Raw genomic sequence first — 13,067 nt, forward strand, 5'->3', positions numbered from 1 at the left:
GAGAGAAGAAGGTCGCCAGGCATGCTCGACACTCTGTTCAAGGCCCGTCCCGTCGCCATCGAAGGCGTCCGTCCCGTCGGCTTCGAGCCCGGCCTGCCGGCCGGCGCCGAGGCGATCGACATCGTGATCGACACGGAGGGCCGCATCGCCGGGGTCGGGCGGGGCCTCGCCGCCTCCGCGCCCGAGGGGGCCCTCCGGGTCGCCGGCGCGGGCTGGGTCTCGCCAGGCTGGGCGGACCTGCACACCCATCTCTGGTACGGCGGCACCGACATCTCGATCCGTCCCGAACAGGCCGGCCTCGGCCGCGGCGTCACCACGCTGGTCGATGCGGGCTCGGCCGGCGAGGCCAATTTCCACGGCTTCCGCGAGTTCATCGTCGAGCCGGCGCGGGAGAAGATCGTCGCCTTCCTGAACGTCGGCTCGATCGGCCTCGTCGCCTGCAACCGGGTGAGCGAGCTGATCGACATGCGCTCGATCGACATCGACCGGACGCTCGCCTGCGTGGAGGCCAACCGGGACGTCGTCGTCGGCCTCAAGGTGAGGGCGAGCGCCGTGATCCTCGGGGCCTGGGGGCTGACGCCCGTGCGGCTCGCCAAGAAGCTGTCGCGCATCACGAAGCTGCCGCTCATGGTCCATGTCGGCGAGCCGCCGCCGCTCTACGACGACATCGTCGCGCTGCTCGGCCCAGGCGACATCGTCACCCATTGCTTCAACGGCAAGGCGGGCGGCTCGCTCGTCGAGGACGAGGATCTCTACCGGCTGGTCGAGACGGCGGCCGAGCGCGGCGTCCTGCTCGACGTCGGCCATGGCGGCGCCTCCTATTCCTTCGAGGTCGGCGAGGCGGCGATCGCGCGCGGGCTCCTGCCGCACACCATCTCCACCGACCTGCACAACCGGTCCCTCGACGGCGCGGTCTGGGACCTCGCCACGACGATGTCGAAGCTGCTCGCCGCCGGCATGCCCTTCGAGGCCGTCGTCGACGCGTCCACGACGCGGCCTCGCAGCGCCGTCGCCCTGCCGTCGTCCGGCTTCCTGGAGGTGGGGCGCACGGCGGACCTCACGGTCTTCGATCTCGTCGACGGCGAGACGGTCGTGAAGGATTCCCAGGGCCGCCGGGCGACGCTCCACCGCATGTTCGAGCCGCGCTTCGCGGTCCTCGGCCGTCACGCAACCGAGGCGCACCGCCATACCCCGCCGGCCGGCCAGGGCGGCCCGGCGCCCTGTCCCCATTGCGGATGGGTCGCATGACCTCCGCCCCGGCCGCCCTCGCGCCCGACGCCATCCTGTCCGTGGAGGACCTCGCGGTCCATTTCCCCGGCCGGCGCGGCGTGGCGCGGGCGGTGGACGGGGTGACGCTCACCCTGAGGCGCGGCGAGACCCTGGCGGTCGTGGGCGAGTCCGGCTCGGGCAAGTCGGTCACGAGCCTCGCGGTGATGGGGCTGCTGGCCCCGCCGGGGCGCATCGCGGCCGGCCGCATCCTCCACCGCGACCGCACGGGCGAGGTGCGCGACCTGGCGCGCGTCTCCAACCGGGGCTACCGGCGCATCCGTGGCCGGGAGATCGCGATGATCTTCCAGGAGCCGATGACGAGCCTCAATCCGCTGATGACGGTCGGCGAGCAGATCGCCGAGATGATCCTGCTTCACGAGCCGATCGGTCGCGCCGCGGTCCGCGCCCGGGTGGTCGAGCTTCTGGAGCGGGTCGAGATCCCCGCCGCCGCGACCCGGCTCGACGACCATCCGCACCAGATGTCGGGCGGCATGCGCCAGCGCGTGATGATCGCCATGGCGCTCGCCTGCTCGCCGGGCCTCCTCATCGCCGACGAGCCGACGACGGCGCTCGACGTCACCATCCAGGCCCAGATCCTCGACCTGATGCGCCGCCTGCAACGCGAGCTCGGCATGAGCATCCTGTTCATCACCCACAATCTCGGCGTCGTCGCCGAGATCGCCCGCGAGGTGGCGGTGATGTATGCCGGACGGGTCGTCGAGCAGGCCCCCGTCGACACCGTCTTCGCGCGGCCGGCGCATCCCTACACCCGCGCGCTGCTGGCCTCCACGCCCGACCCGCGGCGCGACATCGGCGCGGACGGCAGCCGCCGCCGGCTGCAGGCGATCCCCGGCACCGTCCCGTCCATCCTGGACCTGCCTCCCGGCTGCACCTTCGCGCCGCGGTGCCGTCTGGCGATCGAGGACTGCACCCGCGCCGTCCCCGCGCTCGCACCGCACGGCCCCGACCACCGGGTGCGCTGCATAAGGGCGTCTGAGTTCGCGGCGGTGCCGGTCCGCGAGGCGGTGCCGTCATGACCGCCGGCTCCCTCCTGTCGGTCCGGGGGTTGGTGAAGCACTTTCCCGCCGCCGGCACCCGGGTGGTCCATGCGGTCGAGCATGTCGACCTGGAGATCGCCCGCGGCCGCATCGTCGGCCTCGTCGGCGAGTCCGGATCCGGCAAGACGACCGTCGGGCGCACCATCCTGCGGCTGACCGAGCCGACAGCCGGCAAGGCCGTCTTCGACGGTACCGACCTGTTCGCGCTGTCCGAGCGCGACCTGCGGCCCTGGCGCCGCCGCCTGCAGATCATGTTCCAGGATCCCTATTCGAGCCTGAACCCGCGCCTCGACGTGGCCGCCATCCTCGGCGAGGCGCTCGACGCCCGCGGCTATCCGGGCGGCGGGCGCGGCCGGGCCCGCCGGCGCGAGCGGGTCGCCGAACTCCTCGCCATGGTGGGGCTCCGGCCGGAGCATGCCGGACGCTATCCGCACGAGTTCTCCGGTGGCCAGCGCCAGCGGATCGGCATCGCCCGGGCGCTCGCGGTCGAGCCGGACTTCATCGTCGCCGACGAGCCCGTCTCCGCCCTCGACGTCTCCGTCCAGGCGCAGATCCTGAACCTCCTGCAGGACCTGCGCGCCGCCCTCGGACTGACGATGCTCTTCATCAGCCACGACCTCGGCGTCGTCGAGTATCTCTGCGACGAGGTCGTCGTCATGTATCTCGGCCGGGTGATGGAGCGCGGGCCCAGCCATGCGGTCCACAACGACCCGCGGCACCCCTACACGCGCGCCCTCGTCGCCGCCGCGCCCGTGCCCGATCCGACCGCGCGCCGCGCCCGCGTGCCGCTCGCCGGCGATATTCCGAGCCCGATCGCGCCGCCCTCCGGCTGCGTCTTCCGGACCCGCTGCCCGATCGCCGTCGAGGCCTGCGCCGAGGTCGTGCCGCCGCTCGAGGAGATCGGCGGCGGTCGCGCGGTCGCCTGCATCCGCCGGTCCGAGACCGCTCTCGTCCCCGCAACAGAGGAATCCCCCGCGCCATGACTCCCGAAGCACGGCTGGCCCGCCTGGGCCTGGTCCTCCCCGAGCCGCCGAAGCCGGTCGCCAGCTATGTCACTCATGTCATCGAGGGCGGGTTCCTGTATCTCTCCGGCCAGGGGCCGCGCGATGCTTCGGGCAGGCTGCAGACCGGCAAGGTCGGCCGGGACGTCTCCGTCGAGACCGCCTACGGCCACGCGAGGCTGACCGGCCTCGGCCTCCTCGCGGTCGCCAAGGGCGCGCTCGGCGAACTGTCCCGGGTGAAGCGCGTGGTGAAGCTCCTCGGCATGGTCAACGCGGAGCCCGACTTCGCCGACCACCCGGCCGTCGTCAACGGCTGCTCGGACCTCTTTCTGGAGGTCTTCGGCGAGCGCGGCGCCCATGCCCGCTCGGCCGTCGGCATGGGGTCGCTGCCGGGCGGCATCAGCGTCGAGATCGAAGCCATCCTGGCGGTCGAAGCCTGAGGAGCGAGCCATGACGACCAGGAACGACCCCCGCCCGGCCCTCGGCCTCCGCCCCGTCATCAACGTCTCCGGCACCATGACCTCGCTCGGCGCCTCGATCGTGGTGCCCGAGGCGCGTGCCGCCGTCGCCGGCATCCTGCCGGAATTCGTCGAGATCGCCAACCTGCACCGCCGCGCGAGCCGCGTGATCGCCGAGGCTACGGGGGGCGAGGCGGGCTTCGTCACCGCCTCCTGCGCCGCCGGCATCACGCTCGCCGTCGCAGCCGCGATGACCGGCTCCGACCTCGCCGCCATCGAGCGCCTGCCCGACGCCGCCGGGCTCCGCAACGAGGTGGTCATGCTCGCCGGCCACATGGTCGACTACGGAGCCCCGGTCGAGCAGGGCGTGCGCCTCGCCGGCGCCAAAGTCGTGCCGGTCGGCCAGGCGACCTCGAGCCGCATCCACCAGCTGGCCGGCGTCATCACGGAGCGCACAGCGGCCGCGCTCTTCGTCGTCTCCCACCACGTGGCGTCCTACGGCATGGTGCCGTTCTCCCTGTTCGTCGAGGCCGCCCACGCGCGCGGCGTGCCGGTGATCGTCGACGCGGCCTCCGAGTACGACCTGACCGGCTTCCTCGCCGCCGGCGCCGACGTCGCCATCTACTCGGCCCACAAGTTCCTCGGCGGGCCGACCGCCGGCATCGTCGCCGGCCGCAAGGACCTGGTCCGCGCCACCTACCTGCAGAACCGGGGCATCGGCCGCGGCATGAAGGTCGGCAAGGAGAGCATCCTGGGCACCATGGCGGCGCTCGAGGCCTGGGCCCGCCGCGACCACGCCGCCGTCCGCCGCCGCGAGCGCGCGGCGCTCGACCACTGGGTCGGCGCCTTCGAGGGGCGTCCGGGCGTGCGGGCCGAGATCGTGCCGGACCCGACCGACAATCCGCTCGACCGCCTCCAGCTCTTCGTCGACCCGGCGGTCGCGCGCATCACCGCCTGGGACCTCGCCGATTCCCTCGCCGCCGGCGCGCCGCCCGTCATCGTCCGCGACCACGAGGTCGAGCACGGCTACTTCTTCCTGGATCCCTGCAATCTCCACGAGGGCGAGGAATTCGTCGTTGGACGCCGTATCGCGGAGGAACTCGAGGCCGCGCTCGGGTCCAACGGCCGCATCACCGATTTCGCCGAACGCACCAGGCGCCGCGACGCCGCGATCCTCGACTGGCCCGACTGATCGCCCCGCCCGGAGGAACCGCATGACCGAAGGCCGCGTCGAGTCCGCCTCACCCCCACCCATGCAGGGCGACGCCGGCCGGGACGGCGAGCCCCGGCCCCGCCGCGGTGCCCGGACGGGCGCGGTCGACCGCATGGTCCAGATCTTCGACCACCTGCAGGAGACCGGCAGGCCGGCCACCGGCTACGAGATCGCGCGCGCCATCGGGGCGCCGGTCTCCACCGTCTACGCGCTGACCGAGGAACTGGTCGAGAAGCGCCTGCTCGACCGGACGGCGGGCGGCGCCCTCTGGCTCGGGTCGCGCCTCTTCCACTACGGGCTCGCCTACGCGCGCGACCTGGATCTTCTGACCGTGGCGACCCACGAAATGCACGAACTCTGCCGCAAGGTCGGCGAGACGGTGCAGATCTGCGGCCGCGACGGCGACGACATGGTCGTGCTCGCCATGGCGGAGGGGCCGGGCCATTTCCAGATCACCTCGCGGGTCGGCACCCGCGTGCCGCTCAACTGGACGGCCTCCGGGCGGCTCCTCGTCGGCCATCTCCCGCCCGCCGAGCGGACCGCGCTCTTCCGGCGCGCCAGGCCCTCGCCGACGGGCCGCGCCGAGACCCGCGCCGACGTCCTGTCCGATGCCGCCGCGGCCACCCTCGCCGAGGGGCTGTCGATCCAATGCGGCGAATCCGACTTCGCGGTCGCCTGCATCGCCGCCCCGATCCTGGACGCCGGAGGCGCCTGCCGGGCGACCATCTCGATCGTCGTCCCCGAAGGCAAGGCGCTGTCCGCCCGCGCCGACTACGTCGCGGCGGTCCAGGCCTCCGCACGCCGGATCGCCGACACCCTCGGCTGGTAGCCGGGGCGCCGCCGCGCAGGCGGGCCGCCGCGCCTGCCGCCGCAGCGCATGGAGATGCCGGACAGGATCCGGGCCCTCGTGGAGACGCCCGCGGTCGACGGGGGCTCGGCGGCGCTCCCGATCAAGGGCGAGGTCCTACGGCTCGACCGACCACCCGGCCGGACGCCTCGGAGGACTGCTGCCCTGGACAACTCCCTCGATGAACTCACGCCGTCTCACTCGATTACATCGTCGGCGCGAACAACCAGCGACGACGCTATAGTGAGGCCGATCTCCTTTGCGGTCTTTAGGTTGATGGCCAGCGCAAATTTAGTGGGCTGATGAATTGGGTGGTTGGCTGGACTGGCTCCGCCTAGTATTTCGACGATCTGGTGTCCCAGTTGCCGCATGACGTCGTCGAGGCGCGGTCCATATCCCAGCAAACCACCCTCGTGCGCAGTCTCCGGCCACTGGTAAATGACGGGAATCTTCAGTACGGCGGTCTTCCGAATGATGACTTCGCGGTAGGCGTGTAGAAGCGGAGAGGCGAGGACGTTGAGCGCGGCAGCTGCCTCGGCTTTCGCCATGTCGATCGCGGGTCCGATCTCTTCGCCCTTTTCCACGCGGTGGATCAAAAGGATGACGCCCCGGCTTCGCGCGGCTTCGGCGAGGGCTTGAAGCCGTTGAGGGCCCGTCGTCCGTGTATCGGCCAGAATCGCGATTCGAGGTGCGCCTGAAGTGAATTCGATCAGCAGCTCCTGACGTTTGCCGTCGAGGTCCGCTGCGAGCAGGCTGATGCCCGTCGTATTGCCTCCCGGTTGCGCCAGGGAGCGGGCCAGGCCTTCACCGACCATGTCGTCGGTGATGGCAACAATCGGGACGCTCCTCGTCGCTGCTTGGGCTGCACGGGTTGCCTCGGGACCGGCGGTAACGATGGCGTCCGGGCTGGTTCGAACCAGCTCCAGGGCGGCGGCCGCAAGCTGCTGGTATCCGGCATTCTGGTCACGCCGATCGGTGGTGAGATTTCGGCCTTCGACGAACCCGTGCCGGCGCAGTTCGTCGAACACCGGATTGACTGGAGCAAGCTCGCCGGGGGAGAGGAAACCGATCCGATAAGTGCGAGATGCCCACTGTCCAGCCGCGCGCCATGGAGCGGCCAAAGCGAGCGCGCCACTGGCAAACCCAATGAACTCCCGCCTTCTCATGAGCTTTCCTTGCGTCTCGCGCAGCTATCTGCCCCGCTTCACCACCGAAAGCACCGTCCACGTTGCATTCTAACATGATTGACGGCTTTGTGCCTCAATGCCACACCGGCCGGCCAGTGGCCGTGCTAGGGATTTGAGGTGCGACGACACCGCGTCGCCCTCGGACGAACCTCGGTGCTCGACTAAGCATGATCAAGGTCCAGCAGCTTAACGGGTGGGCCCGACAATGCCTTGATTTCGCGCGCGCTGCCGGCGATTCCGATCGCCACTCGGGAGGGCGGGCGAAACTCGAGAAGACTTGGAAACTAACGACGCCTTGACGCTACGGCAGTCCCGTCTCCACCATTTCCGGTGGAGATTCGCGGATGTTCTACGCACATTCCTTGGCCGGCAAGCTGCATGAGGATTGGCAGCCGCTGCATGTGCACCTCGCGGGCGTCGCCGATAGGGCGGCGCGCGGCGCTGCGCCGTTCGGGGCGGAGAAAGCGGCCGCCCTTGCTGCCTGGCTCCACGACCTCGGCAAGTACTCGCGGGCATTCCAAGCCCGGCTCGACGGGTCTGTGGAGCGGGTCGACCATTCGACGGCCGGCGCGCGGGTGGCGATCGGGCACACGGACACCTCGGGTCTCGCCAGCGGGGACCGCTTGGTCCTCGAACTGATCGCGTATGCGGTCGCCGGTCACCATGCCGGCCTGCCCGACAAGACCGACCGGGACGGCGGCACGGCGTCCCTGGCGTTCCGGCTGAGGGATGCAAGGATCGACACGCTCGATCCCGTGTGGCGCGACACGGTCCCCCTGGACGCGAGCGATCTCATGCCGGCCGGGTTCCGGTTCGTGAAGGATCCTCGTCAGGGGAGCCGCCAACTCGCCTTTCTCGGACGGATGATCTTCTCCTGCCTGGTGGATGCCGATTTCCGGGACACGGAGGCCTTCTACGCCGCGAACGAGGGCGTCGCTCCGGACCGCGACTGGCCGGGGCTACCCGACATCCTCGAGCGGCTCCGGGCGACCTTCGACGCACACATGGCCGGCCTCGCGGCCACGGCTTCGGACGGGCCGGTCAACCGACTGCGCGCCGACATCCTCGCTCATGTCAGAGGCAACGCGGGGCTGCCGAAGGGGGTGTTCACCCTGGACGTTCCGACCGGAGGCGGCAAGACGCTCGCCTCGCTCGCCTTCGCGCTCGACCATGCGGCTCACCACGGTCAGCGCCGCATCATTACCGCGATCCCGTTCACGTCGATCATCGATCAGACGGCGGCCATCTACCGCGGCATTTTCGGCGAGAACATCGTCCTCGAACATCATTCGGCGATCGAACCCGCGCAGGCTTCCGAAAGCGACGAGCCCCAGGGCCGCAATAAGCTCCGCCTCGCCATGGAGGACTGGGCGGCGCCGGTCGTCGTCACCACGAACGTGCAGCTCTTCGAGAGCCTCCACGCGAACCGGGTCTCGCGCTGCCGCAAGCTGCACAATATCGCCGGGTCGATCATCATCCTCGACGAAGCCCAGACAATACCACTGCACGTCCTCCGTCCCGCGGTGGACGTCCTGCAGGAGCTCTGCCGCAACTACGGCTGCAGCGTGGTGCTCTGCACCGCGACCCAGCCGGCCTTGCGGGCGCCAGACTTCGTCGGCGGCTTCGACTTGACGCCGGACCGCGAACTCGCTCCGGACCCGCCGGCACTGCATCGGGCGCTTCGGCGGACGACGATCAGGATGGCGGGCCGGATGGAAGACGCCGATCTCCTCGACGCGCTCGCCGAAGCTGCCCAGGGGCTCGTGATCGTCAACAGCCGGGCCCATGCGCTGGCGCTCTACCGGGCGGGCCGGGATGCCGGGATCCAAGACCTCGTGCATCTCACCACCCGCCAGATCGCGCTCGATCGCCGGACCATCCTGGCGGCGGTTCGGCGCCGGCTCGCGGACGGCATTCCCTGCCGCCTGATTGCCACCTCGCTCGTCGAAGCCGGCGTGGATCTCGATTTCGAGCGGGTCTGGCGGGCCGTCGCCGGGCTCGAGCAGATCGCGCAGGCCGCCGGACGGTGCAACCGCGAGGGCCGGCGACCGACGGAGGCGAGCCTCGTGACGGTGTTCGAGCCGGCAGAGGCCAAGGCTCCCCGCGAGCTGGCGGCCTTGGCCGAGGCGACGATGCGGGTGGCGCGCGACCATCCCGACCTCCTCTCTCCCGCGGCTATCGAACGGTACTTCCGGGAGATCTACTGGGCGAAGGGTGATGGGCTCGACCGCGACAAGGTGCTCGGCGCCTTCCGGATCAGCGCGCCCGTGCCGGGCATCGGCGCGACGGACTTCGCCTATCGCACCGTGGCGGAGACATTCCGGCTGGTCGAGAGCGGCATGCTGCCGGTCATCGTACCGATCGACGCCGAGGCCCGTTCCTTTGTCCACCGCCTTAAGGCAGGCCAACTGCCGCCCGGTGCCGCCGCCCGCGCGCTGCAGACCCGGATCGTGCAGGTTCCGCCGAAGGCGCGCGACGTGCTGATCCGGAACCAGCATGTCCGCTTCGTCGACGGCTTCGCGGATCAGTTCGCGGTGCTGGTCGAACCGTCGCTCTACACGGCCGAATGCGGGCTCCTGTGGGAGGAGGCGGAGTATCTCGCCGCCGACGACATGATCATTTGAGGATCGCCATGCCCTACGGAGTTCGCCTGCACGTCTCAGGCCCCCATGCCTGCTTCACGCGGCCGGAGATGAAGGTCGAGCGGGTTTCCTACGACGTCATGACGCCGTCGGCCGCGCGCGGGATCCTCGAGGCCATTCATTGGAAGCCGGCGATCCGGTGGGTCGTCGACGATATCCATGTGCTGAAGCCGATCCGGTTCCAGTCGATCCGGCGCAACGAGGTCGCGATCAAGGCCCCCGCGGGGAAGATCCGGACAGCCATGAACGCCGGTAGCCTCGAAGGGCTCTCGCTGGTCGTCGAGGAGCACCGGCAGCAGCGGGCCGCCTCCGTGCTGGCGGACGTCGCCTACGTGATCGTCGCCCATTTCGAGATGACGGGGAGGGCGGGGGCCGAGGACAGCGAGGCCAAGCATCTGGAGATGTTCGTCCGACGCGCTCGCAAGGGGCAGTGCTTCCATCAGCCCTGCCTCGGCACGCGCGAGTTCCCCGCCCGCTTCAGTCTGATCGAGCCCGAGGCCGCCCTGCCGGCCGCGATCCCAGAGACACGCGATCTCGGCTTCATGCTCTACGACATCGACCATGCCGGCGACCGTGCCTCGCTGTTCTTCCGCGCCCGCCTGGAGAACGGGGTTCTGAAGGTCCCCGCGCCGAGCTCGCCGGAGATCCGCCGATGAGCGCGCTCGCCTCTCTCGTCCGCGCCTACGACCGGCTCTATACACGCAGCGAGGTCCCGGCCTTCGGGTTCAGTCAGGAAAAGATCGGGTTTCTGATCTCGCTTCGCGATGACGGTACTGCCGCCGGCTCGCCAATTGATCTCAGGTCTGGTGAAGGCAAGAAACGACAACCCAGGACGATGGCCGTTCCCGCCTCTTTCAAGCGGCCCGGAGTGACACCGCGTGCCTTTTTCCTCTGGGACAACACAGCGTTCGCTCTCGGCATTACCGCGTCCGAGGGGAAGGACGGAACATCACGCCTTGAAGCCTTCAGACGGCGCCACCTGCAAGAGCTGTCGGACACAAGCGACGTTGGACTTTTGGCTTTTCGGCGGTTTGTTGAAGCTTGGCGCCCCGAGCATTTCGCCGAACTCGGCTGGCCCGAGGACATGAAGGACCAGAACGTCGTCTTCGGCCTCGAAAGCGAGCGCATCGGCCCGGGCGGCTCAATGGTCTGCATCCACGACCGCCCTGCCGCGCGCGAACTCTGGGCGAAGGTCTCCGGCGAGGCCGACCGGACCGAGGCCGTCTGCCTCGTCAGCGGCGTCCGCGGGCCGATCGCACGCCTGCATCCCTCCATCAAGGGCGTATGGGGCGCACAGACGGCCGGAGCCTCGATCGTCTCGTTCAACCTCGACGCCTTCACGTCCTACGGCCACGAGCAGGGCGACAACGCCCCGGTCTCGGAGGCCGCGGCCTTCGCCTACACGACCGCGCTCAACCACTTCCTCGCCCGCGACAGCGGCCACCGCGTCCAGATCGGCGACGCCTCGACGGTCTTCTGGGCGGACGCGTCGGCGGCGGAGGCTGCAGGCGAGGCGGAGGACGTCTTCGCGGGCCTGATGCAACCGGACGAGACCGTCGAGGCCGGCAAGGTCGGGGCGATCCTGGAGGCGATCCGCCAGGGTTTGCCCATCGAGACGGTCAGGCCGCTACTGCCGCCCGACGTCCGCTTCTTCGTGCTCGGCCTCGCCCCGAACGCCGCCCGGCTCTCGATCCGCTTCTACCTCGAGGACGATTTCGGCGAGATCGCCAAACGCTGGCTCGAGCACGTCGGCCGATTGAGGCTCGATCCGCCGCCGAAGGACCCGATACCGCCGATGTGGCGGCTGCTCGTCGAGACCGCGCCGCAGCGAAAGTCGGAAAACGTCATCCCCAATCTCGCCGGCGAGTGGATGCGCGCGATCCTGACCGGCGCGCCCTATCCCCTGAGCCTCATCGCGATCCTGCTCGGCCGGCTCCGCGCCGACCACGACGTCAACGCGCACCGCGTCGCGATCATCAAGTCCGTCCTTCTCAGCCACGATCCGAAACGGGAGGTCCCGGTGTCGCTCGATCCGAACTCAATCGAGCCGGGCTATCTGCTCGGCCGCCTCTTCGCCATGCTGGAACAGATCCAGGCCGCCGCGCTCGGCCGCAGCCTGAACGCGACGATCAAGGACAAGTTCTACGGCGCGGCGAGCGCTCAGCCCCGCAAGGTGTTCCCGCAGCTCCTGAAAGGCGCGCAGCCCCACCTCTCCAAGGTCGGCAAGGACAAGCCCGGCTACCGGGTGAACCTCGAAAGGCAGGTCGCCGAGCTCATGGAGATGATGTCGCCCGACGGCGACCCGTTCCCCGCCCATCTGCCGGATCGGCAGCAAGGCCTGTTCGCGCTCGGCTACTACCACCAGCGCTCGAGCTTCTTCAAATCCGCCGCCGAGTCCCCCACGGCCGAAACCCCCGCCCTGGAGCCCGCCTGATGACCGCGCTCGAAAACCGCTACGACATCGTCTTCTACTTCGACGTCACCAACGGCAACCCGAACGGCGACCCGGACGCCGGCAACCTGCCGCGGCTCGATCCCGACACCGCGATCGGCCTCGTCTCGGACGTCTGCCTGAAGCGCAAGATCCGCAACTACGTCGAGGTCGCGCGCGCCGGCGACCCGGGCTACGGCATCTACGTCCAGGAGGGCGCGATCCTCAACGAGAAGCACCGTGAGGCCTACATCGCCAAGCGCGGCGACGACGAGAAAGTCAGGAAGGCCAAGTCGCTCAATCCGCAGAACGACGAGGAGGCGAGGGCGCTCACCAAGTTCATGTGCGACAATTTCTTCGACGTGCGCAGCTTCGGCGCGGTCATGTCGACCGGCATCAACTGCGGCCAGGTACGCGGGCCCGTGCAGGTCGCCTTCGCCCGCTCGCTCGATCCGATCATGCCGCTCGAGATCTCCATCACCCGCATGGCGGCGACAAACGAGAAGGAGAAGGCCGACCGCGACAAGGCGACCGAAGGCGACGAGCGAACGGACAACCGGACCATGGGCCGCAAGCACATCGTGCCCTATGGCCTCTACCGCGCCCACGTCTTCGTCAACGCCAACCTGGCGCGCCGCACCGGCTTCGGCGACGCCGATCTCGCGATCCTGTTCGAGGCTCTCGGCTCTATGTTCGAGCACGACCGCTCGGCCGCGCGCGGCGAGATGGCGACGCGCCGGGTGATCGCGTTCAAGCACGCCTCGGCCCTTGGCAACGCCCCGGCCCATAGCCTGTTCGACCGCGTCGTCGCCAAGCGGCGGATCGGGGAGGATCTCTACGACATCGGCAGCGACCGGCTCGACAACAAGCCGCCCGCCCGCCGTTTCGCGGACTACGAGATCCTCGTCGACCGCACCGGCATGCCCGACGAGATCGAGATCCTCGACGTCGTCTGAAGGGT

The 13,067-nt window shown here is 69.8% G+C and carries 11 protein-coding genes; 10 read left to right on the forward strand and 1 reads right to left on the reverse strand.

The genetic code is table 11. The features are described from left to right. Positions 1–21: 21 nt before the first annotated feature. From WBG79_RS09250 to WBG79_RS09275, 6 genes are read left to right on the forward strand one after another with little or no spacing between them, the layout of a single operon-like run. Positions 22–1,248: an amidohydrolase/deacetylase family metallohydrolase gene (locus tag WBG79_RS09250; RefSeq protein WP_337356820.1), complete on the forward strand. Its 1,227-nt coding sequence runs from the start codon at positions 22–24 to the stop codon at positions 1,246–1,248. Then, entirely contained in the window at positions 1,236–2,306 is a 1,071-nt protein-coding gene (locus WBG79_RS09255; protein ID WP_337356821.1) for an ABC transporter ATP-binding protein, read from the forward strand. The genes WBG79_RS09250 and WBG79_RS09255 overlap by 13 nt, the downstream gene beginning before the upstream one ends. Continuing rightward, the gene (locus WBG79_RS09260) at positions 2,303–3,310 is read left to right on the forward strand and encodes an ABC transporter ATP-binding protein (protein WP_337356822.1); all 1,008 of its coding nucleotides are present in this window, start codon (positions 2,303–2,305) and stop codon (positions 3,308–3,310) included. The genes WBG79_RS09255 and WBG79_RS09260 overlap by 4 nt, the downstream gene beginning before the upstream one ends. Continuing rightward, a complete protein-coding gene (locus WBG79_RS09265; RefSeq protein ID WP_337356823.1) occupies positions 3,307–3,768 on the forward strand; it encodes a RidA family protein in 462 nt (153 codons plus the stop codon). Before WBG79_RS09260 ends, WBG79_RS09265 begins: the two co-directional genes overlap by 4 nt. A 10-nt stretch (positions 3,769–3,778) precedes the next feature. Continuing rightward, complete coding sequence (locus WBG79_RS09270; RefSeq protein WP_337356824.1) at positions 3,779–4,978, forward strand: aminotransferase class V-fold PLP-dependent enzyme; 1,200 nt, start codon at positions 3,779–3,781, stop codon at positions 4,976–4,978. Positions 4,979–5,000: 22 nt separating this feature from the next. Beyond that, the gene (locus tag WBG79_RS09275; protein ID WP_443147419.1) at positions 5,001–5,828 is read left to right on the forward strand and encodes an IclR family transcriptional regulator; all 828 of its coding nucleotides are present in this window, start codon (positions 5,001–5,003) and stop codon (positions 5,826–5,828) included. 215 nt (positions 5,829–6,043) lie between these two features. Here WBG79_RS09275 and WBG79_RS09280 read toward each other — a convergent pair whose 3' ends face one another. Beyond that, entirely contained in the window at positions 6,044–7,012 is a 969-nt protein-coding gene (locus WBG79_RS09280; RefSeq protein ID WP_337356825.1) for an ABC transporter substrate-binding protein, read from the reverse strand. 365 nt (positions 7,013–7,377) lie between these two features. Here WBG79_RS09280 and cas3 point away from each other — a divergent pair, with 365 nt between their 5' ends. The 4 genes from cas3 to cas7c are packed head-to-tail and all read left to right on the forward strand — an operon-like array spanning position 7,378 to position 13,062. Next, positions 7,378–9,657, forward strand: a complete 2,280-nt coding sequence (cas3, locus tag WBG79_RS09285) for a CRISPR-associated helicase Cas3' (RefSeq protein WP_337356826.1) — start codon at positions 7,378–7,380, stop codon at positions 9,655–9,657. Positions 9,658–9,665: 8 nt separating this feature from the next. Then, positions 9,666–10,331, forward strand: coding sequence for a type I-C CRISPR-associated protein Cas5c (gene cas5c / locus WBG79_RS09290; RefSeq protein WP_337356827.1), 666 nt, complete (start codon positions 9,666–9,668; stop codon positions 10,329–10,331). Continuing rightward, complete coding sequence (gene cas8c / locus WBG79_RS09295) at positions 10,328–12,109, forward strand: type I-C CRISPR-associated protein Cas8c/Csd1 (protein ID WP_337356828.1); 1,782 nt, start codon at positions 10,328–10,330, stop codon at positions 12,107–12,109. The genes cas5c and cas8c overlap by 4 nt, the downstream gene beginning before the upstream one ends. Further along, positions 12,109–13,062: a type I-C CRISPR-associated protein Cas7/Csd2 gene (cas7c, locus tag WBG79_RS09300; RefSeq protein ID WP_337356829.1), complete on the forward strand. Its 954-nt coding sequence runs from the start codon at positions 12,109–12,111 to the stop codon at positions 13,060–13,062. The genes cas8c and cas7c overlap by 1 nt, the downstream gene beginning before the upstream one ends. Positions 13,063–13,067: the final 5 nt, after the last annotated feature.

It is taken from the genome of Prosthecomicrobium sp. N25 (assembly GCF_037203705.1).
GTDB lineage: Bacteria > Pseudomonadota > Alphaproteobacteria > Rhizobiales > Ancalomicrobiaceae > Prosthecodimorpha.

What these genes read in the sequence shown, in the direction of transcription:
- cas5c (WP_337356827.1), top strand. Translation starts at nt 9,666, where the DNA reads ATGCCCTACGGAGTTCGCCTGCACGTCTCAGGCCCCCATGCCTGCTTC.
- cas8c (WP_337356828.1), top strand. Translation starts at nt 10,328, where the DNA reads ATGAGCGCGCTCGCCTCTCTCGTCCGCGCCTACGACCGGCTCTATACA.
- WBG79_RS09280 (WP_337356825.1), bottom strand. Translation starts at nt 7,012, where the DNA reads ATGAGAAGGCGGGAGTTCATTGGGTTTGCCAGTGGCGCGCTCGCTTTG.
- WBG79_RS09270 (WP_337356824.1), top strand. Translation starts at nt 3,779, where the DNA reads ATGACGACCAGGAACGACCCCCGCCCGGCCCTCGGCCTCCGCCCCGTC.
- WBG79_RS09255 (WP_337356821.1), top strand. Translation starts at nt 1,236, where the DNA reads ATGGGTCGCATGACCTCCGCCCCGGCCGCCCTCGCGCCCGACGCCATC.
- cas7c (WP_337356829.1), top strand. Translation starts at nt 12,109, where the DNA reads ATGACCGCGCTCGAAAACCGCTACGACATCGTCTTCTACTTCGACGTC.
- WBG79_RS09265 (WP_337356823.1), top strand. Translation starts at nt 3,307, where the DNA reads ATGACTCCCGAAGCACGGCTGGCCCGCCTGGGCCTGGTCCTCCCCGAG.
- WBG79_RS09275 (WP_443147419.1), top strand. Translation starts at nt 5,001, where the DNA reads ATGACCGAAGGCCGCGTCGAGTCCGCCTCACCCCCACCCATGCAGGGC.
- WBG79_RS09250 (WP_337356820.1), top strand. Translation starts at nt 22, where the DNA reads ATGCTCGACACTCTGTTCAAGGCCCGTCCCGTCGCCATCGAAGGCGTC.
- cas3 (WP_337356826.1), top strand. Translation starts at nt 7,378, where the DNA reads ATGTTCTACGCACATTCCTTGGCCGGCAAGCTGCATGAGGATTGGCAG.
- WBG79_RS09260 (WP_337356822.1), top strand. Translation starts at nt 2,303, where the DNA reads ATGACCGCCGGCTCCCTCCTGTCGGTCCGGGGGTTGGTGAAGCACTTT.